Source organism: Arthrobacter sp. C152 (assembly GCF_054890965.1).
Genome location: NZ_JBTZSU010000002.1, coordinates 21,415 through 41,647, shown reverse-complemented (window position 1 = coordinate 41,647; position 20,233 = coordinate 21,415). Strand labels below are relative to the sequence as shown.

20 protein-coding genes are annotated in these 20,233 nt (G+C 66.6%); 15 read left to right on the top strand and 5 right to left on the bottom strand.

Annotation, left to right across the window (positions count from 1 at the left end):
• Positions 1-15: 15 nt before the first annotated feature.
• Together ACYSM9_RS01605 and ACYSM9_RS01600 are read right to left on the bottom strand one after the other, a co-directional pair.
• Positions 16-834 carry an SGNH/GDSL hydrolase family protein gene (locus tag ACYSM9_RS01605; protein ID WP_461855241.1) on the bottom strand — a complete coding sequence of 273 codons (819 nt, stop codon included), beginning with the start codon at positions 832-834 and terminating at the stop codon, positions 16-18.
• 101 nt (positions 835-935) lie between these two features.
• A complete protein-coding gene (locus tag ACYSM9_RS01600) occupies positions 936-1,730 on the bottom strand; it encodes a FadR/GntR family transcriptional regulator (RefSeq protein WP_461855240.1) in 795 nt (264 codons plus the stop codon).
• 139 nt (positions 1,731-1,869) lie between these two features.
• Between ACYSM9_RS01600 and ACYSM9_RS01595 the strand changes: the two genes are divergently transcribed.
• The 6 genes from ACYSM9_RS01595 to ACYSM9_RS01570 all read left to right on the top strand — a co-directional run bounded on the left by ACYSM9_RS01595 (position 1,870) and on the right by ACYSM9_RS01570 (position 7,913).
• Positions 1,870-3,168 (top strand): ABC transporter substrate-binding protein, encoded by a 1,299-nt coding sequence (locus tag ACYSM9_RS01595; RefSeq protein ID WP_461855239.1) that lies wholly within the window; start codon positions 1,870-1,872, stop codon positions 3,166-3,168.
• Between the two features lie 94 nt (positions 3,169-3,262).
• Positions 3,263-4,216: a carbohydrate ABC transporter permease gene (locus ACYSM9_RS01590; RefSeq protein ID WP_461855238.1), complete on the top strand. Its 954-nt coding sequence runs from the start codon at positions 3,263-3,265 to the stop codon at positions 4,214-4,216.
• On the top strand, positions 4,213-5,097 hold the full coding sequence (locus tag ACYSM9_RS01585) for a carbohydrate ABC transporter permease (protein ID WP_461855237.1): 885 nt from the start codon (positions 4,213-4,215) through the stop codon (positions 5,095-5,097). Before ACYSM9_RS01590 ends, ACYSM9_RS01585 begins: the two co-directional genes overlap by 4 nt.
• A gap of 10 nt (positions 5,098-5,107) precedes the next feature.
• The gene (dgoD, locus tag ACYSM9_RS01580) at positions 5,108-6,256 is read left to right on the top strand and encodes a galactonate dehydratase (RefSeq protein WP_461855236.1); all 1,149 of its coding nucleotides are present in this window, start codon (positions 5,108-5,110) and stop codon (positions 6,254-6,256) included.
• Positions 6,257-6,261: 5 nt separating this feature from the next.
• A complete protein-coding gene (locus tag ACYSM9_RS01575; RefSeq protein WP_461855235.1) occupies positions 6,262-6,945 on the top strand; it encodes a bifunctional 4-hydroxy-2-oxoglutarate aldolase/2-dehydro-3-deoxy-phosphogluconate aldolase in 684 nt (227 codons plus the stop codon).
• Positions 6,942-7,913 (top strand): sugar kinase, encoded by a 972-nt coding sequence (locus tag ACYSM9_RS01570; protein ID WP_461855234.1) that lies wholly within the window; start codon positions 6,942-6,944, stop codon positions 7,911-7,913. Before ACYSM9_RS01575 ends, ACYSM9_RS01570 begins: the two co-directional genes overlap by 4 nt.
• A gap of 32 nt (positions 7,914-7,945) precedes the next feature.
• On the opposite strand, the gene ACYSM9_RS01565 is transcribed toward ACYSM9_RS01570, so the two are convergent.
• Positions 7,946-9,319, bottom strand: coding sequence for an alpha/beta hydrolase family protein (locus ACYSM9_RS01565; RefSeq protein ID WP_461855233.1), 1,374 nt, complete (start codon positions 9,317-9,319; stop codon positions 7,946-7,948).
• An 80-nt stretch (positions 9,320-9,399) separates the two neighbouring features.
• Positions 9,400-9,867, bottom strand: coding sequence for a MarR family winged helix-turn-helix transcriptional regulator (locus ACYSM9_RS01560; RefSeq protein ID WP_461855454.1), 468 nt, complete (start codon positions 9,865-9,867; stop codon positions 9,400-9,402).
• A 135-nt stretch (positions 9,868-10,002) separates the two neighbouring features.
• Here ACYSM9_RS01560 and ACYSM9_RS01555 point away from each other — a divergent pair, with 135 nt between their 5' ends.
• From ACYSM9_RS01555 to menE, 6 genes are all read left to right on the top strand, one after another.
• Positions 10,003-10,944 carry an SDR family NAD(P)-dependent oxidoreductase gene (locus ACYSM9_RS01555; protein WP_461855232.1) on the top strand — a complete coding sequence of 314 codons (942 nt, stop codon included), beginning with the start codon at positions 10,003-10,005 and terminating at the stop codon, positions 10,942-10,944.
• Positions 10,945-10,946: 2 nt separating this feature from the next.
• Positions 10,947-11,834, top strand: a complete 888-nt coding sequence (locus ACYSM9_RS01550; RefSeq protein WP_461855231.1) for an amidohydrolase family protein — start codon at positions 10,947-10,949, stop codon at positions 11,832-11,834.
• 1 nt (position 11,835) lies between these two features.
• Positions 11,836-13,065, top strand: a complete 1,230-nt coding sequence (locus ACYSM9_RS01545; RefSeq protein ID WP_461855230.1) for an acyl-CoA dehydrogenase family protein — start codon at positions 11,836-11,838, stop codon at positions 13,063-13,065.
• Between the two features lie 43 nt (positions 13,066-13,108).
• Complete coding sequence (locus tag ACYSM9_RS01540) at positions 13,109-13,564, top strand: MaoC family dehydratase (RefSeq protein WP_461855229.1); 456 nt, start codon at positions 13,109-13,111, stop codon at positions 13,562-13,564.
• A gap of 108 nt (positions 13,565-13,672) precedes the next feature.
• A complete protein-coding gene (locus ACYSM9_RS01535) occupies positions 13,673-14,998 on the top strand; it encodes an MFS transporter (protein WP_461855228.1) in 1,326 nt (441 codons plus the stop codon).
• Between the two features lie 7 nt (positions 14,999-15,005).
• On the top strand, positions 15,006-16,577 hold the full coding sequence (menE, locus tag ACYSM9_RS01530) for an o-succinylbenzoate--CoA ligase (RefSeq protein ID WP_461855227.1): 1,572 nt from the start codon (positions 15,006-15,008) through the stop codon (positions 16,575-16,577).
• 70 nt (positions 16,578-16,647) lie between these two features.
• Here the strand turns inward: menE and ACYSM9_RS01525 are convergent, their stop codons facing one another.
• The gene (locus ACYSM9_RS01525; RefSeq protein ID WP_461855226.1) at positions 16,648-17,454 is read right to left on the bottom strand and encodes a DeoR/GlpR family DNA-binding transcription regulator; all 807 of its coding nucleotides are present in this window, start codon (positions 17,452-17,454) and stop codon (positions 16,648-16,650) included.
• Positions 17,455-17,545: 91 nt separating this feature from the next.
• Between ACYSM9_RS01525 and ACYSM9_RS01520 the strand changes: the two genes are divergently transcribed.
• The 3 genes from ACYSM9_RS01520 to ACYSM9_RS01510 are packed head-to-tail and all read left to right on the top strand — an operon-like array spanning position 17,546 to position 20,179.
• Complete coding sequence (locus tag ACYSM9_RS01520) at positions 17,546-18,193, top strand: bifunctional 4-hydroxy-2-oxoglutarate aldolase/2-dehydro-3-deoxy-phosphogluconate aldolase (protein WP_364398784.1); 648 nt, start codon at positions 17,546-17,548, stop codon at positions 18,191-18,193.
• Between the two features lie 55 nt (positions 18,194-18,248).
• A complete protein-coding gene (locus tag ACYSM9_RS01515; protein ID WP_461855225.1) occupies positions 18,249-19,544 on the top strand; it encodes an MFS transporter in 1,296 nt (431 codons plus the stop codon).
• 47 nt (positions 19,545-19,591) lie between these two features.
• Positions 19,592-20,179, top strand: coding sequence for an AAA family ATPase (locus ACYSM9_RS01510; protein WP_461855224.1), 588 nt, complete (start codon positions 19,592-19,594; stop codon positions 20,177-20,179).
• The last annotated feature ends 54 nt before the right edge of the window (positions 20,180-20,233 follow it).

Here is a 20,233-nt window from a genome sequence, read left to right as displayed (position 1 = left end):
CCTTCCCTGTGGCTCCTACGAGCCCCAGTAGGAGGCGCCCCACGTGATGGAAGCCAGCTTCGCCTGTCCCTGGAGGCTCGGGTGGAAGTAGTCCAGGACGCTGACATCGCCGGCGGAGAAGGAGTAGTTGAACACGGCGCCGTTGTCCCAGCGGCAGATGTTCTTATACGTTGACTGGCATACGTCGGCGAGGATTGCATTGAAGGCGTTTTCCCGGTCCCGCACGGCCTGCCGGTCGGCGTCCGTGTTGGCGCTGGACAGCATCGACTGGCAGATGTTGGCGCTGGACCAGACCCACTGCGCCACGGAGTTGGTGTGCAGCACGCTCCACAGCTGGTAGATGTTCGGGATGCTGGCCATGAAGACGCGCGGCTTGGGGCTCATCTGGTTCAGCGCCGCCATCGACTGCTCCACGGAGGTCCTGAAGGCCGCGGGGTCGGTCATGGTTGCTGCCGATGACGTGCACAGGTCGTTGGCCCCGACCAGGATGGTGACGTATTCCGCCTTCTGCGAGGCGGCAGTGGCCGCCTGCGCTGGCAGGTCTTTCGCCTTGGCGCCGCTCCTGGCGTCATTGAAGTTGTTTCCACTGATCGCCGGCCGCAGGGGCAGCAGCCGTTCGTAGTGGCTCTGGATCCCGTCATAGGACGCGGACCCTGTGGACCACGACTGGGCCGGATGGTCGCCGTACCAGCAGCAGACGTCGGCGGCCCGGGAAATCGAGTCACCGAGGGCCGCCATGCTCCTGGGGTAGGTGGCCGCAGCGGCGGGTTGCGCGGCGGCGAAGGCGAGGAAGAACAACAGTGGAAACAGCAGTACCCTTGCAACCTTGCGCATTGAAACCTCCCTGGACGGGCCCGCGCAGCAGTGGGCGGGCTTTCCGCGAAAAGATCTACCCCACAACGTACACCCGGATGCGGGAGAAAGCTCCCGGTTTTTCAGGAGGCTGCGGCTGGTGCACCGCCGACGGCGGTGTCGCTGCCGCCGGCCGCCGGGCTGTCCCCGGCGCCCTGGTGGCTGCTGGACCAGATATCGCCCATCTCCTCGGTGGACTGTTCCACGATCCGGCTCATGGCGGCATGGGCCGCGGCAGCCTCGCCGCGCTGAACGGCGCTGGCCACATCCACGTGCAGCTGCAGTGCCTCGTGGTTGGGAAGGTGCGGCATCAGCCCGTGCTCCGTCCGGCCGGCCAGCACTTCGGCCACAAGCTTATGCAGCTGCGAAAACATCAGGTTGCCGGAGGCGTTGAGAACCGCGGCATGGAACTCGATGTCAAGGCGCAGGAACTCATCCTGGTCGCCGCGCTGCCCGGCTGCCCATAGCCGCGCTGCCCTGGACACCAGATCGATGGCCTCATCCAGGGAAGCGCGCTCGGCGGCCAGGCGGGCGGCCTGTGGCTCAATGGCGCCGCGCAGCTCATTCAGGGCCCGCAGCTGCTCCAGCCGCTTGGCCGACGCCAGCCGCCACCGGATCACCTGGGGATCGTAGAGGTTCCAGCTGGCCTCGGGCTGGACCACAGTTCCCAGGCGCCGACGGGACTCCAGCATGCCCATGGACGCCAGCACGCGGGTGGCTTCCCGGATCACCGAGCGGGAGACCTTGTGCTGCGCTTCCAGCTCGTCCAGCCGGAGGATCGAGTTCGCGGCCAGCGTCCCCTCGGCGATGGCGAGTCCCAGGCTCTCGACCAGCGAGGAATGCAGGTCGGGGGACAACGCCGCCTTTGGGATGGTCATGGATAAATCATATGGGTTGAGAGTTGGCTCTTGTATATGTCTGCCTTATTTGTCTATGCTCGCTGAACAGAGCAGACGTAACGAGGCGTCATGCAACCGGCCCGGCACATCTGCCGGCCCTGAAGCAAAGGGAGTCGTAATGAAGCGGCGATCAATTGTGAAGTACGCGGCAGTTGCCGCTGCCATGTCGCTGGGGCTGACCGCCTGCAGCGGCGGCGGAGGTGGCAGCGACCAGGCCAAGGAGTCCGGCACCGTCCGCGTCACCCTGGCCAACCACGTCTGGACGGAAGGCATCAAGGCCGCCATCCCCGAATTCGAAAAGTCCAGCGGCCTGAAGGTTGAGCTGACCCAGCTCGGCGAAGACCAGCTTTCGGACCAGTACAACGTTAAACTCAACGCCGGCAGCGACGAGATCGACGTGATGATGTACCGCCCGCTGCAGGAGGGCAAGGCCTTCGCCAAGAACGGTTATCTCGCGGACCTGACCAAGAACGTCTCCTCGGACCCGGGCTGGGACTGGAAGGACTACCAGGAGGGCCCCGTCAAGGCCACCACCGTTGACAACAAGGTGGTGGGTGTCCCGATCATCACCGAACGCGAAGTCCTGTACTACCGCAAGGACCTGCTCCAGGCGGCAGGGCTCCAGGTGCCCAAGACCATGGAGGAACTGGAATCGGCGGCCAAGGCCATCAAGGCTTCCTCCCCGGGCACCGCAGGCTTCGTGGCCCGCACCGGCAAGTCCGCCGCGGTCACCCAGTTCTCCAGCTTCCTGTACAGCTTCGGCGGGGACTTCGTTGACTCCAGCGGCAAGGCCGCCGTCAACTCCGACGCCGCCAAGAAGGCCTATGCCTACTACGGCGGCCTGATCCGCAATTACGGCCCGGCCAACGTCAGCACCGACATGAGCTGGCCGGAGGCGATGGCCATCTTCACCCAGGGCGGCGCCGCGTTCTACACGGAAGCCGATTCGCTCTACAAGAACGCCACGGACCCCGCCAAGTCCAAGGTCGCCGACAAGGTCGGGTTCGCGCCGCTGCCTGCCGGACCGGCGGGTTCGAAGCCGTACAACATTCCTTCCTGGGCGCTGGGCGTGAACCAGAACTCCAGCAACCAGGACAACGCCTGGAAGTTCATCCAGTGGGCCACCAGCAAGGAACGCACCCTGGCGGCGCAGAAGGCCGGCGTCCCGGGTCCCCGCTCCTCCGTCTGGTCCAACCCGGAAGGAACCTCCACCTACCCGAAGGACCTCGCTGACGCGATTTCCGCCAGCGCCAAGAACGGCGTGGGCCACGACCGGCCCGAGGTTGTCACGGTGGGCAAGGCACGCGAAATCGTCGGCGCACCCATTGTTGCGACCATCACCGGAGGCGACTCCGCCGCCGCGGCCAACGACGCCCAGACCGCGTTCCAGACCTTCCTGGACGGCGAGAAGAAGTAGGAAAAAGGCGCCGCAGGTGCCATCCAGCCCGCCGGGACGGTCACATGCCGTCCCGGCGCGGCCCGCTTCACCCCACAAACTCCTTAGGTGAACCATGTCTGTATTGAACCCTCCCCGCAGCGCGCAGCCCCGCAGCGCCAGGGGCCCCGCCGGCGCGGGAGGAAACTTCTCCGCCTGGGCCAACCGGCACCGCAAGTGGCTTTTCGCGGCACCGGCCATGATCTTCGTCGGTGTCCTGATCGTCTTCCCGCTGGCCTGGACGCTGTACCTGAGCCTCACCGACTCCCAGGGCTCCGTCCGGGCAGCCACCGAATTCATCGGCCTGCAGAACTACGCCACGGTGCTGACTGACACGGATCGGTTCTGGCCTGCCGTGGGCCGGACCCTCTCCTTCACCGGGCTGGCCCTGGCCTTCGAGGTGGTCCTGGGGATGGGCATCGCCCTGCTCCTGTGGCGCCCCTTCCGCGGCGAAAAGTGGGTCCGCGTGGCCATCCTCCTCCCGCTCGTGGCCACCCCCGTGGCCGTCGGCATGATGTGGCGGCTGATCTTCGACCCCAACATCGGATTCGTCAACCAGCTCCTGGGGATGGTCGGCATCCCGCCGCAGCCCTGGCTGTCCGGGCAGGACACCGCACTGGGCACCACCATCTTCATGGACGTGTGGCAGTGGACCCCCATGGTGGTGCTGATCCTGCTCGCCGGCCTGACCTCGCTCTCCGATGAACCGGACGAGGCCGCCCGGGTGGACGGTGCCAACGCCTTCCAGCGGTTCTTCTACATCACCCTGCCGCTCATGATGCCCACCGTCATCGTGGCCATCCTGCTGCGCGGCATCGACGCCCTGAAGACCTTCGACATCCTGTACGCCACCAAAGGCAAGGGCGGCGGTTCGTTCCACGAGGTGGAGACGCTGAACGTCTACGCGTACGGGCTGAGCTTCGACTACAACCAGTACGGGCTCTCCTCGGCGGTGCTGATCCTGTTCTTCATGATCATCATCGGCTCCATGTGGCTGCTCACCATGCGCAAGAAGGCGGCAAGCAAATGACCGTGCTCAACGAAAACACCCGTCCCGCAGATGACATCGCCAGCCGTCCCGTGCGCCGCCGCAAGCCCCTGGCCACCCGGGCCTACAAGGTCTTCCGGGTTGTGGCGCTCGTGGTTGTGGTGCTGTTCCTGCTGGCACCGCTGTTCTGGATGCTCCTGGCATCGCTGAAGACCAATGTGGACATCTACGACACCGCCAAGGCCTTCATTTTCCCGCCCACCTTCGAGAACTATGCCAACGTGCTGCAGCGCAACAACTACTTCGTGTTCGTCGTCAACAGCTTCTGGGTGGCTTTCGTCTCCACGGTGCTCTCGATCATCCTCGGGGTCCCGGCCGCCTACGCCATGAGCCGCTTCACCATGCACCGTTCTGCGCTGGTGGTGCTGATGGCGCGCGTGATCCCGGGCGTCTCGCTGCTGGTGCCCTGGTACTACGTCTTCTCCAACCTGCGCATGGTGGGGAAGTTCGAGGTGCTGATCCTCAGCCACATGTTCGTCGCGCTGCCGCTGATCGTCTACATCATGATGAGCTACTTCGACTCGCTGCCGCTGGAGCTCGAGGAATCCGCCGAGGTGGACGGCCTGACGCCGATCGGCGCGTTCCGGCTGATCACCCTGCCGCTCGCGGTGTCCGGCATCGCCACCGCCGGCATCCTGTCCTTCATCTTCTCGTGGAACAACTTCATGTTCGCGCTGGTGCTCTCGGGCGCCAAGACCAAGACCCTGCCCGTGGCGATCTTCGACTTCGTCTCCTACGCCAGCATCGACTGGGGCGGCCTCATGGCTGCGGCGACGGTCGTCACCATCCCCATCATGATCATTGCGCTCTTCACGCAGAAGTACATCGTCTCCGGCCTGACCGCCGGCGCCACCAAAGGTTAGGACCCGCCGCGTGACTGTCATCAGCCGGATCGAAACATTCCTCGTTCCACCCCGCTGGCTCTTCGTCCGGATCGAAACCGAAAGCGGCATCGTGGGGTGGGGCGAGGCCACCTGCGAGGGCCGGAGCGAGACGGTGCGCGCCGCCGTCGGGCAACTCTCGGAACTGCTCATCGGCAGGGACGCGCTCCGGATCGAAGACCACTGGCAGGTGATGACCAAGGGCTCCTTCTACCGCGGCGGCCCCATCCTGGCCAGCGCCGTCTCCGGCCTGGACCAGGCCCTGTGGGACATCGCCGGCAAGCACTTCAACACCCCGGTGCACCAGCTCCTGGGCGGCCACGTCCGCGACCGGATCCGGATGTACGGCTGGGTGGGCGGCGACGAACCCAACGAAGTGGCGGACCAGATCAGCGCGCAGCTGGAGGTGGGGCTCACGGCCGTCAAGATGAACGCCAGCGGCCGGATGAGCCCGGTGGCGTCCGTGGCGGAGATCGACGGCGTCATCCGCAGGGTGGCCGCCGCGCGTGACGTGCTGGGCGACCACCGGGACGTCGCCGTGGACTTCCACGGCCGCTTCAGCCTCGCCAACGCGCGCCGGGTGGCCCCACTGCTGGAGCCCTACCGCCCGTTCTTCCTCGAGGAACCGGTGGTACCGGAGAACACGCACCTGCTGCGGGAACTGACGTCCGCCACCACCACGCCGGTGTCTACCGGCGAGCGGCTGTACAGCCGGCAGGAGTTCCTGCCCGCGCTGCAGGCAGGCATCGCGGTGGCACAACCGGACCTTTCCCACGCCGGCGGCATCACCGAAGTCCGCAAGATCGCCGCACTGGCCGAGGTCTACGAAGTCCAGCTTGCGCCGCACTGCCCGCTGGGTCCCCTGGCGCTCGCCGCCTGCCTGCAGGTGGGTTTCGCCACCCCCAATTTCCTCATCCAGGAACAAAGCATCGGCATCCACTACAACCAGGGCGCCGAGGTCCTGGACTACGTGGTGGACAAGACGCCGTTCAAGTTCGTGGACGGCCACATCGAGCGGCTCACCGGGCCGGGGCTGGGCATCGACATCGATGAGGCAGTGGTGCGGGCGGCGGACAAGCGCGGCCACGCCTGGCGCGGGCCCGTGTGGCGCCACCCCGACGGATCCTTCGCAGAATGGTGAACCCCATGGCATCCCACAACGCAGCTGTTGCTCCTGCCGGACTGCTGGAAGGCATCAGGCAGGCGCGGCTGGTCGGCATCGTCAGGGGGAACGACGGCGGTGCTGCCGCCAAGGCCGCGCTGGCCGCGATGGAGGAGGGTTTCCAGTACGTCGAGATCGCCCTCACCACGCCCAACGCGCTGGACGCGATCCGCGAAGTCCGCGCGGCGGCCCCGGCCGGCTGCCTGGTGGGCGCTGGCACCGTCCTCAGCCAGGCCGACGTCGAACGCGTTGCCCAGGCCGGCGGCCAGTTCATCGTCACCCCCTCCCTGGCACCCTCGATCAGTGAAGCAGCGCAGGCCGGCATCCCCGTCCTGGCAGGGGCGCTGACCCCCAGCGAGGCGTACGAGGCAATGGAACGCGGCGCCACCGCCATCAAACTGTTCCCGGCATCGATCGGCGGCCCGGGCTACCTGAAGGCCGTCCGCGATCCCTTCCCGGACATCCCCTTCATCGCCGTGGGCGGTGTGGGGCTGGGCGAAGCCGCCGGCTACTGGGAAGCCGGCGCCATTGCCGTGGGCCTGGGCGGACCCCTGTTCGGCGACGCGGCGTCCGGCGGCGACCTTGCCGGCATGCGGGAGCGGGCACGCGGCTTCCTGGCCCTCGCGGCCGATTTTTCCGCCCGCGCCGGAACCGGGACCCCTTCATGAGCGCTGGCCTGCTGACCTTCGGCGAGTCCATGGTGTCGCTGCGGTCCAGCGGCCCCCTGGTGTCCGGGGGGACGCTGAACATGCAGGTGGCCGGGGCGGAATCGAACGTCGCGATCGGCGTCGCACGCCTCGGCCATCCGGCTGCGTGGGCCGGCGTGGTGGGGGCTGACCCCCACGGCGAGTTCATCGTCAAGCAGCTCCGCGGCGAAAATGTCAGCCTGCACCACAGCGTCCACTCGGAGCGCAGCACCGGCGTGATGTTCCTGGAACAGCGCACGGCTGACATCAGCAGGGCCTTCTACTACCGGGCCGGCTCGGCGGGGTCCACCATTTCCCGCGCCCACGTGGGCGCGGCCCTGGATGGCGGCGCCCGGGTCCTGCACCTGACCGGCATCACCGCCGCGCTCAGCCCGGAGGCGCGGGACGCGGTGGAGTACGCCGCCCGGCGCGGCGCCGCCGAAGGGATGGTGGTGTCCCTGGATGTGAACTACCGCAGCAAGCTGTGGTCCCGGGACCAGGCGAGGGCGGTGCTCGCCCCGCTGGCACGGCACGCCACGATCGTCATTGCGTCCGACGACGAACTCGACCTGGTTGCCCCGCCGCAGGACGGGAGCGGGCCGGCAGGGGCGTCCTTTGACGAAACCGGCGCGGCCGCGCGGCTGCTGGGCCACGGCGTCAGCGACGTCGTGGTGAAGCGCGGCGCAGAAGGCGCCGGCGTCTACACCGCCGACGGCCACCTCGAAGCGCCGGCCGTCCAGGTGACCGGCGTGGATACCGTGGGAGCCGGCGACGCCTTCACCGCCGGCTATCTCTCGGCCCTGCTCGACGGCGGGGATGTCGCCGCCCGGCTGGACCGCGGCGTCCTGGCCGGCGCCTTCGCCGCCAGCACCCGCGGCGACTGGGAAGGGCTGCCGACCGCCGGCGAACTGTCGCTCCTTGATGCGACGCGGGGCAGCACCCAGCGCTGAGGTGCGCCTGTGATGCCCCGCGCCCGCCGGGGTCAGGACGCGGGGAGCCAGTCGCGGTCGTTGACGAACTCGCCGGGCCGGAAGTCGATGAAGCGGGCACCGTCCAGGCCCAGCGATTCCGCAGACTGCTGGAGATTGGTGGTGGTGGCCACTTCTCCCCAGTTGCCGGTGTCGAGCCGTTGGTCCATGGCTTCGACCGCGGCGACATTTTCGGCGACGGTGAAATTGCAGTGTCCCGTCCTGTCGACGAACGCCTGCCGGAACAGCGGGTTCTTCCCTGCCCCGCGGACCGTCTCGGCATATTCTTCCTGGACTTCCACCGGCGCGAGAAGGTCCACGTTCGTGTGCGTGGCCAGCAGCGGGACCTGCAGTTCCCCGGTCGGTGTGGACGTGCGGAGCATCCAGTCCAGGCCACTGGGCGAGGGGGCAATATCGGCGTTGGCGCTCAATGCGGACAGGTCGGCCGCCAGGTCCAGGGCCGCGACGCCATACATGTACTCCACCTGCTTGCGCTGGGCGGATGATCGGAGGACCTTCGCGTAATCCACCCCGGCCGTCCACCCACTGTCGCCGCCGGCTGCGTTGACGATGGTGTAGCGGCGTTCAATCACCGTGGGAAGGGTGTCCAGGACCAGCTTCGCCTGCGCCGCTGCCAGGGCCTCCGGGCTGTCCACGTCCACGCCATCGAGGTCGGTGGGGGTGTTCAGCAGCGCTGCCACCAATGCCACCCGGGCCCGGCCTTCAGCAGATCCGGTGGCCTGTTCCAGGGCCGCCTTCAAGGCAGTGATGGTCGCGGAGGACTGCTCCGGGCCGGTGAAGCCAGTGAGCCGGATGTCCTGTCCGGGGAGGAGGAGCTGCGCGGCGGCGTAGGCGGCGTCGAGCTGGTAGTTGTTCAGCGAGACTCCGCCGCCCACCAGGCCACAGGTACTGACGGCACCGTCGATGCCTGATTCCGGAATCTCGGCCATCATGCTGGTCACCAGCCCGCCCATGGAACGGCCGACGGCGATGACCCGTTCCGGGTCGCCGAAGCGTTCCTTGAACGCAGCCAGGGTGTCGAGCTGGTCCTGTGCTGCCGTCCCCAGCGCCCACCCGGTTGACGCGTAGGAGGATGATGCCACCGCATAGCCGCGCCGGATGAGCTCACCGGCAGTGGGGGCAAAACCGGCGTCCCACGCAGGATTCGCGGGCCCGGGGCGGAAACCGTGGGCGAACAACACCAGCTTGCCGTTCCAGCCGGCAGGGACTTCCGCCTGCCAGGCTGCACCGTCGGCGAGGGTCCCCGTCGCGCTGGCCGGGGCGGGGCCGGCGAATGCCGCCGGAGCCACGGCGGCAGTAGCCAGCATGGCGGTGATGAGCGATGTTGAACCGATCGTGCGGCAGCGTCGACGCAGGGTGCGGGACATGGTGAGACCTCCCAAATCGTTGAATAAAACAACTAATGGTTATCTCAACGATTTCGGATGTCAACGTTTTTTCGCCGGAATTATGCCTCCATGCCCCACAGGGCCTTGCGCAGCAGTGCGCGCAACTGCCCCTGCTCGTCCTCGTCGAGGGTGGCCAGCTGATTCAGTTCGGCAGCGTCCATGGCAGCGCGGGCCTTCGCGTGCATCTTCCGCCCCTCGGCCGTTGAGACGATGATCTTGGCGCGGCGGTCCTGCTTTCCCTGCGCCCGCTCAACGAGGCCGCGCCGCTCCAGATCATCCACCAGGGTGACTACCTGGCTGGGGTCCAGGCTGAGGAAGTCAGCCAGTTCCCGCTGCGTCGGTTCCAGTCCGCTGCACGCCAGCGTCAGCACGGAGAAGGAGCGCTCCCGCAGGCCGAAGTCCGCCAGCGCCTTGTTGTTCAGCACCGACCCCGCGGCGTGCAGCTTGGCGAGCAGCAGCCCCACGTCACTGCCGATCCTGGCTGCCGCAAGGCGCGGGGTCTGAACTTCGGTGCCCAAGGTGGCCATCACAACTCCGGTACTGGTAAAAAACAATCGTTGACTTTTTCAATGATCCGTAATTTCATTGATCCCAACAAGGATCTCACACCGCAGTGGGACCAACCCCACCGGCTTCGGCCGGCGCATGCAAAGGAGCAGGCCATGAGCTTGAACGGCAAGGTTGCAATCGTCACCGGCAGCGGTCAGGGCCTCGGCCTTGCCTACGCGAGGGAACTGGCCGGCCAGGGCGCCGCCGTCGTCATCAATGACGTCAATGCCGAAACCGCCGCCCATGCCGTGGCGCAGATCGAGGCCGACGGCGGCCGCGCCACCGCCGTCGTGGTTCCGGTGGGAACCACCGACGCCGCCAAGGCGCTGGTGGCCGGAGCCGTTGACGCGTTCGGCCGGCTGGACATCCTGGTCACCAACGCCGGGATCCTCCGCGACAAGTCCCTCCTGAAGATGACGGACGAGGACTTCGACCTGGTGATCAACGTCCACCTCAAGGGCACCTTCACCTGCGTCCGGGAGGCCTTCGCCTACTTCAAGGAACACAACATCCAGGGCCGCATCATCACCATCGGGTCCCCCACGGGGCAGCGGGGCAACTTCGGCCAGACCAACTACGCTGCCGCCAAGGCAGGCATCGTGGGCATGGTCCGCACCTGGGCGCTGGAAATGAAAAAGGCCGGCGTCACCATCAACAGCGTCATCCCCGTCGCCGCCACCGCCATGACCAAGACCGTCCCGTACTTCCAGAAGGCCGTGGAGGCAGAGGAGCGCGGCGAGGCAATGCCCGCCTTCTTCCGCCACGACCTCGGTTTTGGGACGGCCGACGACGTCGCCGGGCTGGTTGCCTTCCTCGCCTCCGACGAGGCCGCCAACATCACCGGCCAGGCCATCGGTGCCGGCGGCGACCGCCTGCAGGTCTGGACCCACCCCGAGGCGGCCACCACCGAATACCGCGACGGCGGCTGGAGCCACGATGCCCTGCAGGAGAACGCCGGCACACTGTTCAACCCGGAGACCCTGCAAAGCTACGGCGAGGAATTCCTGCCCCTGCCCGAGCACCTGAAGCCCGCACAGCCCGCCGAGGCCCGCTGACCATGGCCCGTTACGAACTGGGCATCGATCCCGCAAAGCTTGACGCCATCGACATGCATGTCCATCTCGAGGTGGACAGCTGCGGCCACGGCTCCCTGCCGGAGGAACTGACCGAAGCCTCGGCCAAGTACTTCAAGGCCGAGGACCGGACCCCGTCCCTGGACCGCATCGCCGAGCTGTACCGGGAACTGAACATGGCCGCCGTCGTCTTCACCGTGGACGCCCGCACCCAGCTCAAGCACGAGCCCAACAGCATCCCGGAGCTCATCGCCGGCGCCGCCCGGAACAACGACGTCCTGATCCCGTTCGGCAGTGTGGATCCGCGGACCGGCGAGGACGCCATCGCCGGCGCCAAGCACCAGGCCGTTGAACTCGGCGCCCGCGGCTTCAAGTTCCACCCCTCCCTGCAGGGCTTCGACCCGTCCAACGAACGCTTCTACCCCCTCTGGGAGACCCTTCAGGAACTGGGCCTGCCGGCCATCTTCCACACCGGCCAGAACGGCATGGGCGCGGGCCTTCCGGGCGGCTACGGCATCAAGCTCGCCTACTCCAACCCGCTGCTGCTGGACGCCGTGGCCGCTGACTTCCCCGGCCTGCAGATCATCATGGCCCACCCGTCCGTGCCCTGGCAGGACGAGGCCAACTCCATCGCCACGCACAAGGCCAACGTCTTCATCGACCTCTCCGGCTGGTCACCCAAGTACTTCCCGGAGTCCCTGGTGAGAGGGGCCAACTCCTACCTGCAGGACAAGGTGCTGTTCGGCACCGACTTCCCGCTGATCACACCGCAGAAATGGCTCGGGGCGTTCGCCGACCTGCCGCTGAAGGACGAGGTCCGGCCCAAGATCCTCAAGCACAACGCGGTGCGGCTGCTCGGGCTGGGGGCCTGAGATGGGCACGCTGACGACGGCGGAACACGCCCTGCGTGCCCGGCTGTACGAAGGTACGGACTGGTACGACGCCGAGTCCCTGCTGACCGACGGCGAGCGCCGGGTCCTGTCCCGGCTGCGCAGCTTCCTGGACTCGGAGGCGAAGCCCCTGCTGGCCGAGTACTGGGAGCGGGGTGAATTCCCGGAGCAGCTCGCCCGGCCCCTGATCGACCTCGACCTGATGGAACCTGCCGAGCTCAGTGGCGCCGCGGGTGCAGAACACAGCCCGGCCCGCGGCATCTACCAGGGCTTCCGGATCTTCGAGCTCGCCCGCACGGACGCGTCCCTGGCCACGTGGTACACGGCCCAGGCCGGCCTGTTCCGCACCGCCATCCGGGTGGGTGCCTCACCGGAGCAGCAGGCCGAGTGGATGCCCAGGGTCATCGATTTCTCGCTCAAGGGCGTGTTCTCGCTGACCGAACCGGAATCGGGATCGGATATCGCCGGGGGCCTGTCCACCACCGCGCGGCGGCAGGCCGACGGCAGCTGGATCCTGGACGGGGCCAAGCGCTGGATCGGGGGAGCGGCCACAGCGGACGTCCTCGCCGTGTTCGCCCGGGACACCGCTGATGGCCAGGTCAAGGGCTTCCTGGTGGACCGCACCGCGGACGGCGTCAGCCTGGAGAAGATCCATGGGAAGACCTCGCTGCGGATGATGCAGAACGCCCACATCACCCTCACCGGAGTCCGCGTCCCTGAGGCAATGCGCCTGCAGAACGTGAACTCCTTCAAGGACGTCGCGGCTATGCTCCGGGCCATGCGCTCGGACGTTGCCTGGATCGCCACCGGCATCGCTGCCGGCGCCTTCGAGGCAGCACTCGCGTACGTCAACGAACGCCACCAGTTCGGCCGCACCCTGGGGTCCTTCCAGCTGGTCCAGGAAAAACTGGCCCGCATGCTGGGCAACGTCACCGCCAGCCTGTCCCTGGTGGTCCGGCTCACCGAGCAGCAGGCAAAGGGCATCTACCGTGACCAGGACTCCGCCCTGGCCAAGATGCAGACGTCCCTGTTCATGCGCGACACCGTCGCGTTGGCCCGCGAAGTGGTGGGCGGCAACGGCATCACCCTTGCCACCGACGTCGCCCGGTTCCACGCCGACGCCGAAGCCGTCTACTCCTACGAAGGCACCCACGAGATCAACGCCCTCATCATCGGCCGCGCCCTCACCGGCGAAAGCGCCTTCACCCGCTGAACCACAACTTCCCCATCTAACAAGCAACTGCCAGGAGGCAACGATGCCCAATCTCGTCGTCGATTTCGACACCCTGCTCACCCTGTCCGGCAAGGACCTCGGCACCACCGACTACCGCCAGATCACCCAGGACCAGATCAACCAGTTCGCGGACGCCACCGACGACCAGCAGTGGATCCACACCGACCCCGAACGAGCCAAGGGCGGACCGTTCGGCGCCCCCATCGCCCACGGCTTCCTCACGCTCTCGCTGATCATCCCGTTCTGGGGCGAGCTGTTCGACGTCGAAGGCGTCACCACCAAGGTCAACTACGGCCTGGACAAGGTCCGCTTCACCTCCCCGGTCAAGGTCGGCTCCAAGGTCCGCATGCAGGCCACCATCGCCGACGTCTCCGAGGTCAAGGGCGGCGCCCAGATCAAGGTCAACGCCACGATCGAGATCGAAGGCCAGGAACGCCCCGCCGTCGTCGCCGAATTCCTGGCCCGCTTCTACAAGTAAGCCGCACCTAGAAGGAACAACACTTCCCAACCCCAGGCGGCGCCCCGGCGGCACTGCCTCCCCAGCCAACCCCAAAAATCCCCCATTCCTCCGTCCTTAGGAACCGCCATGTCCGGACACACCACGCTCGCACCCGCGGGCACGGCCGCCAAGCGCAAGGAAGCGCGCACGGTCATCCTGTCCAGCTATCTGGGCAGCACCATCGAGTTCTACGACTTCCTGCTGTACGCCACCGCCGCAGCAGTAGCCTTCCCGAAGGTCTTCTTCGCCGGAACGGACGAATGGGTGGGCGTCGTCGCCGCCTACGCCACCTTTGCCGCCGGGTACGTTGCCAGGCCGCTGGGCGGGATGATCTTCGGCCACTTCGGCGACAAGGTGGGCCGCAAGGGCATGCTGATCATCTCCATGGCCACGATGGGCATCGCCTCCACCCTCATCGGGCTGATCCCGGGTGCCGGCGTAATCGGTCCCTCGGGCGCCGTGATCCTGGTGCTCCTGCGGGTCAGCCAGGGCATCGCCGTCGGCGGTGAATGGGGCGGCGCCGCACTCATGGCGCTGGAACACTCCGACCCCAAACGGCGCGGCTTCGCCGCCTCCTTCGTCAACGCCGGCGCCCCCACGGGAGCCGTGCTGGGCACCGTGGTGATGGGCATCTTCTCCGCCCTGCCGCAGGACGCGTTCCTTGCCTGGGGCTGGCGCGTGCCGTTCCTGCTCTCCTTCGTCCTTCTCATCGTGGGCCTGTTCGTCCGGCTCCGCGTATCCGAAAGCCCCATCTTCGCCGAGGCCGTGGCCAAGGAGAGCCCCCAGGGCGCCAAGCGCAGGATCCCGCTGCTGGAGGTGCTGCGCCGGCCCAAGGCGCTGATCATGATCATGTTCGCCGGTGCCGCCGGGTTCGGCCTGCAGGTGGTGCTGCCCACCTTCTCGGTCACGTACGCAGTGTCCAGGGGCGCACCGCAGCAGGGCGTGCTGTACGCCTTCGCCGGCGCCTCGGCCATCTCCATCATCTTCGTCCTCCTGGGCGGCCGCCTGTCCGACCGCTTCGGCCGCCGCCCCGTGATGATCGCCGGCCTGGCCCTGTTCATCGCCTACCTGTTCCCGATGTTCGGGATGCTCGGTTCCGGCAACGTCGGCCTGGTCTTCGTGGCCTTCACCGTGGCCCTGATCCTGCACTCATCCCTGTACGGTCCGCTGGCGGCCTTCGTGTCGGAGCAGTTCGGCACCACCTCCCGCTACACGGGCGCCGCGGTGGGCTACCAGCTGGCGACGCTCATCGGTGCAGGGTTCACCCCGGGCATCATCGCAGGGCTCTACAAGGATTCCGGGCAGAACATCCTCCCGGTGGTGGTCTTCCTGTCCGTCATGGCACTGGTCTCGATTGTCTTCATTGCCCTGACGCGGGAATCTAAGAACAACGACCTCACCACGGTCCGTTAGGAGAACCATGGACAACAACGGAGTTGGCTCCTGGCTGCACCGGCGCCGCCGGAAATCGGGTGCCAAGACGGCGCTTCTGTTCCCGGCCGGGACGGCAACCGGCGCCCTGGGCTACGAGGAGCTCGCCGAACGGACCGACCGCCTGGCCAACGCGCTGCGCGACAGGGGAGTGGCCAAGGGCGACCGGGTGGCCTACCTGGGCGAGAACCACCCTTCCTTCGTGGAGACGTTCTTCGCCTGCGGGCTCCTGGGCGCCATCTTCGTGCCGCTCAACACCCGGCTCGCCCCGCCTGAGCTGCAGTTCCAGCTGCAGGATTCCGGAGCCAGGCTCCTGGTCAACGCCGCCGCCCTGGAGGAATCCGCCTCCCTCGCGGTGGCGGGCACTGACGTGACCCACCGCCTCGTCGTGGCGGCCGACGGCGGGACGGAACCTTCCGCGCCAAAGTCACCGGCCGCCGTCGGACGCTCCGCGGTGGAGCACTACGGGGAGGCGCTGCAGGCAGCTGCCCCCGAACACCCCGACATTCCGGTGGGGCACGAGGACGGCGCCATGATCCTCTACACCTCAGGAACCACCGGCAAGCCCAAGGGCGCCCTCCTGACCCACGGAAACATCACCTGGAACTGCATCAACACCGTCGTGGACATGGACATCAACCGCAACGACGTGGCGCTGATGATCTCACCGCTGTTCCACGTGGCGTCGCTGGACATGGGGCTGCTGCCGATGCTGCTCAAGGGCGCCACCGTGGTGCTCGAGGCCAAGTTCGATCCCGCCCGGGTCCTGGAACTGATCCGGGAGCACAGGGTCACCACCCTCAACGGCGTGCCCACCACGTTCCAGATGCTGTGTGAACATCCGGACTGGGCAACCGCGGACCTCTCCTCCCTGGACAAGCTGACGTGCGGCGGATCCGCCATTCCGCGGCGGGTCCTGGACGCGTACGAGGACCGCGGCATCGGGTTCACCAGCTGCTACGGCATGACTGAGACGGCCCCCGGCGTCACCATGCTTCCCGTGGACCGGTCCAGGGAGAAAGCCGGTTCGGCGGGCCTCCCGCACTTCTTCACCGACGTCCGGATCGCCGATCCCCTGGACGGGGTTGTGGCACCGGGCGAGGTGGGGGAGATCCAGATCTCCGGCCCCAACGTCATCAAGGAATACTGGAACCGGCCGGAGGCCACCGCAGCCAGCTACTCGGACGGGTCCTGGTTCCGCTCCGGGGACATGGGTTACCGGGATGAGGAGGGCTTCCTGTTCGTCTCGGACCGGCTCAAGGACATGATCATCTCCGGCGGGGAGAACATCTACCCGGCGGAGGTGGAGGCGGTCATTTCAGAGCACCCTGCCGTGGGCAGCGTGGCCGTCATCGGCGTCCCGGACGATAAGTGGGGCGAGGTTCCCCAGGCGATCGTTACCCTCCGGGAGGGCGAATCACTGACCGCGGAGCAGCTGCGCGGCTTCCTGGAGGGGCGGCTTGCCCGCTACAAGATCCCCAAGTCGCTGGTGGTGGTTGAAGACATGCCCCGGACGGCCAGCGGCAAGATCCGCAAGATGGAGCTCCGCAAGCAGCTCTGACGTCTGTGACATCCAGCTGCCCGCCCCGGTATCCGGGGCGGGTAGCGGCTTTTAAAACAACGGGCCGCTGTCAGGCGGCCTTTCCAAGGGCTGCCACCTGGACGGTGACTCCGAGACCGCGGATGTTCTCCTGCATTTCCTGAGGCAGCTGGTCATCGGTCACAACGCCGTCCAGCTTCTCCAGCGGTGCCACGTTGAAGCGCGAGACCGTGCCGAACTTGGTGCTGTCCGCCAGCAGGAAGCACGACGACGAGGCCTCCAGCGCGGCCAGCTTCACCTCCACCTTGTCCATGACCGGCGTGGTGATGCCCCGGGACACGTTCCACGTCCCCGTGCTGAGGAAGCACAGATCGATGTTGATGGACTTCACCACGTCCGCCGCAATCCGTCCGCAGCTCGAGGCGCTGGACGGGTCCACGGCACCGCCGGTGTGGATGGTCTCGATATGGGGGTAGGCGAACAGGCTGGTGACCACGTAAAAGTCGTTGGTCACCACGGTGATGCCCTGCCGCCCGGAGAGGTAGGGGACCACCGACTGGCAGGTCGTCCCGGCATCGAGGAAAACCACCATGCCGTCTTCCACGGATCCGGCAGCAAGCTCCGCGATGGCCTGCTTGCGCGGCAGCTCGAGCTGTGCGCGGAACTCGCGCTCCCGCGGGGGTTCCTGGCTTGTCCAGTCGGCGAGGCGAACGCCGCCCTGGACTGATATCACCTGCCCCTGGTCCTCAAGGGCCGTGATGTCCCGCCGGACGGTCATGTGGGACACGTTCATGTAGTCGGTGAGGCTGCGGATACTCAGGACGCCTTCCCGCCGCAGAAGGCGCAGGATCTCCTGGTGGCGCTGCTCGGGGATCAGGGGCCGGGCTGTTGGGCTCACAGACTTCTCTCCTTTGGCTGAAGTAGATCCAGCTTAACAACTTTTCACATGGTGTTCCTCTTTGTGAATCTTTGGGCTAATCTATTAAGCGATGTTAAACAAATTTGAAACCCTAGAGACCATCATCCGCACGGGCGCATTGCTCATCGCGCGGCTTGATTCTGCCGACGAGGCCTACCGTGTGGCCGAGGCCGCCATCGAGGGTGGCATCCGCGCCGTCGAAGTTCCGCTGACCGTTCCGGGCGCCCTGGGTGTTATCGGGCGCCTGGCCGATAAGTACGGCGACCAGGGGATCGTGGTAGGAGCGGGGACCGTGCTCGACGCCGAAGCCGCCTACGCCTCGATCTCCGCGGGGGCGCGGTTGCTGGTCAGCCCGCAGCTGAATCCGAAGATGATCGCCACCGCCAACCGCTACCAGGTGGTCACCGCCAGCGGCGCATTCACCCCGACTGAGGTCCTCAACACCCTCGAAGCCGGTGCCGACATCGTCAAGCTGTTCCCGGCTGAGCTCGGCGGCCCTGCCTACGTCAAGACCATCCTGGCGCCTTTGCCCCAGGCGCCCGTGATGCCCTCCGGAGGCGTGAGCCCTGCCAATGTTGAAGCGTGGTTCGCGGCCGGCGTCACCGCCGTCGGGGTCGGCAGCTTCGTCACCAAGGCTGCCCAGGAGGACGGCGATTACGGCCGGGTTGCCAAGGCCGCCCGCACCTTCCTCACAGCAATAGAAGACGCCCGCCGCTAAGCCGGGCACCCCCAGGCCGGCACCCGTGCCGGCAGAACACAAAGGAGTGAGCTGCATGAGCCAAGCTTCAGCAGAAATCGGTACGGTCCCGGACCGGCCAGTCAAGAACGTGCGGATCAGGTGGTACCTGATCGCCCTGCTCGTCATTGGCGGCATCATCAACTACATGGACCGCAATAACCTGAGTATTGCGAACACCACCATCGCCAAGGAGTTCGGCCTCAACGCCCTGCAGATGGGCCTGCTGCTGTCCGCGTTCTCCTGGCCTTACGCCATTGCGAATCTTCCCGCCGGCTACCTGGTGGACCGGTTTGGCCCCAAGAAGATGTTTGCCTGGGCCGCCGGTCTCTGGTCGATTGTGTCCATGCTGTCCTCTATGGCCAACTCCTTCGGGTTCCTCTACGCCGCCCGCGTGGCCCTGGGGATTTCGGAGTCGCCGTTCTTCACCTCCGGGCTCAAGGTTGCCGACAAGTGGTTCAACAAGACCGAACGCGCCCTCCCGGTCTCGATCGTTAACACCGGTTCACAGATTGCCAACGCGATCGCCCCGCCGCTGCTGACCTTCCTCATGCTCACCATGAGCTGGCGCGGGATGTTCCTGGTGATCGGCGCCCTGGGCATTGTCATCGCCCTGGTATGGCTCCGCGTTTACCGTGACCCCACGCTGAAGGAGCAGTTCATCATCAAGGGCGAGGAGTTCGAGGAGCAGCTTCAGCCCAAGGAGAAGCAGGCCGGCTGGGGCGAACTCCTCACCAAGAAGAACACCTGGTTCATGGTCATTGGCGCCTTCGGCATCTTTTACACCGTCTGGGTCTACCTCACCTGGCTGCCCAGCTACCTGCAGACCGCGCGCGGATTCAGCCTCAGCCAGATCGGGTGGCTGGCAGGACTGCCGTTCCTTTGCGGCATCCTGGGTGTACTCGCGGGCGGCATCTTCTCCGGCAAGGCAATCGCCCGCGGCGTGCCCGTGGTCCGCGCCCGCAAGATTCCCATCGTGGGTGGCGCGCTCCTCGCGGCAGCAGCCGTGCTGCCCGTTGCCTATGTGGAGAACACGGCCCTGGCAATCGTCCTGCTGTCCCTTGGCTACTTCGCGGCCCAGGTGCCCATCGGCGTGCTGTGGACCCTGGCCTCGGACATCGCCGAGCCCAACCAGGTGGCATCCCTCGGTGCCATCCAGAACTTCGGCGGATTCCTCGGAGCGGCAGTCGCCCCGATCGTCACCGGTCTTATCCTTGATTCGACCGGCGGCAACTACACCATGGTGTTCCTCATCGGCGGCCTGCTTCTGATCGTGGGCGCTGTGTCCTACGGATTCTTCGTCAAGGACCGCCGCACCCCCGCCACCGCCTAACCGGGCCCTGGTAACCCAGGCCCGTCAGTTCAAGGAAGAACAAGCAGTTGACCAGTACCCTCCCCAGAGTGTTCTTTGTGATTGGCCCGGCAGGTTCGGGGAAATCGAGCGTCAGCCGGCACCTCGCGGAGCGGTTTGGTGCGGCCCACATCGACAAGGACACCGCAACCATCCGCTTCACCGAATTGCTGCTGAAGCTCAACGGTTCGGATCCCAACGAGCGGGACAACAACGAGTTCTACCAGAACACCATCATGCCGCTGGAGTACGGAGCCATCCTTGACCTCACCCGGGACAACCTCAGGGCAGGCAATTCCGTTGTGCTCGACGCGCCCTTCGGCAAGTTCTTCGCGGATGACGACTACCTGGCCAAGGTCAGGGACCGGCACCAGTGGCCGGAGGCTGAACTCATCGTGGTTCACGTCCGGCTTGCCGGGGACGCGTTGCGCCAGCGGCTGGTTGCGCGGGGTTACCCGCGGGATGAATGGAAGCTCGCCAACTGGGAAACCTTCTGGTCCGGGGCGCAGGGCGACTCCTGCCGGTGGAAGCAGGCGCGGCACCTTGATTTCGACAACAGCGGTGCAGCCGTGGATGTCACCTCCTTTGCCGCGGCGGTGACCACCGGGTCTGCCTGAGCAGTAAACGAACAGCGCATGAACGGTGCTTGTCCCGCCGTCGTGCGCTGTTCC

Excerpts from the sequence above, each read along its gene's own strand:
- ACYSM9_RS01605 (WP_461855241.1), bottom strand. The coding sequence starts at position 834 with ATGCGCAAGGTTGCAAGGGTACTGCTGTTTCCACTGTTGTTCTTCCTC.
- ACYSM9_RS01600 (WP_461855240.1), bottom strand. The coding sequence starts at position 1,730 with ATGACCATCCCAAAGGCGGCGTTGTCCCCCGACCTGCATTCCTCGCTG.
- ACYSM9_RS01595 (WP_461855239.1), top strand. The coding sequence starts at position 1,870 with ATGAAGCGGCGATCAATTGTGAAGTACGCGGCAGTTGCCGCTGCCATG.
- ACYSM9_RS01590 (WP_461855238.1), top strand. The coding sequence starts at position 3,263 with ATGTCTGTATTGAACCCTCCCCGCAGCGCGCAGCCCCGCAGCGCCAGG.
- ACYSM9_RS01585 (WP_461855237.1), top strand. The coding sequence starts at position 4,213 with ATGACCGTGCTCAACGAAAACACCCGTCCCGCAGATGACATCGCCAGC.
- ACYSM9_RS01575 (WP_461855235.1), top strand. The coding sequence starts at position 6,262 with ATGGCATCCCACAACGCAGCTGTTGCTCCTGCCGGACTGCTGGAAGGC.
- ACYSM9_RS01570 (WP_461855234.1), top strand. The coding sequence starts at position 6,942 with ATGAGCGCTGGCCTGCTGACCTTCGGCGAGTCCATGGTGTCGCTGCGG.
- ACYSM9_RS01565 (WP_461855233.1), bottom strand. The coding sequence starts at position 9,319 with ATGTCCCGCACCCTGCGTCGACGCTGCCGCACGATCGGTTCAACATCG.
- ACYSM9_RS01560 (WP_461855454.1), bottom strand. The coding sequence starts at position 9,867 with ATGGCCACCTTGGGCACCGAAGTTCAGACCCCGCGCCTTGCGGCAGCC.
- ACYSM9_RS01555 (WP_461855232.1), top strand. The coding sequence starts at position 10,003 with ATGAGCTTGAACGGCAAGGTTGCAATCGTCACCGGCAGCGGTCAGGGC.
- ACYSM9_RS01550 (WP_461855231.1), top strand. The coding sequence starts at position 10,947 with ATGGCCCGTTACGAACTGGGCATCGATCCCGCAAAGCTTGACGCCATC.
- ACYSM9_RS01545 (WP_461855230.1), top strand. The coding sequence starts at position 11,836 with ATGGGCACGCTGACGACGGCGGAACACGCCCTGCGTGCCCGGCTGTAC.
- ACYSM9_RS01540 (WP_461855229.1), top strand. The coding sequence starts at position 13,109 with ATGCCCAATCTCGTCGTCGATTTCGACACCCTGCTCACCCTGTCCGGC.
- ACYSM9_RS01535 (WP_461855228.1), top strand. The coding sequence starts at position 13,673 with ATGTCCGGACACACCACGCTCGCACCCGCGGGCACGGCCGCCAAGCGC.
- menE (WP_461855227.1), top strand. The coding sequence starts at position 15,006 with ATGGACAACAACGGAGTTGGCTCCTGGCTGCACCGGCGCCGCCGGAAA.
- ACYSM9_RS01520 (WP_364398784.1), top strand. The coding sequence starts at position 17,546 with ATGTTAAACAAATTTGAAACCCTAGAGACCATCATCCGCACGGGCGCA.
- ACYSM9_RS01515 (WP_461855225.1), top strand. The coding sequence starts at position 18,249 with ATGAGCCAAGCTTCAGCAGAAATCGGTACGGTCCCGGACCGGCCAGTC.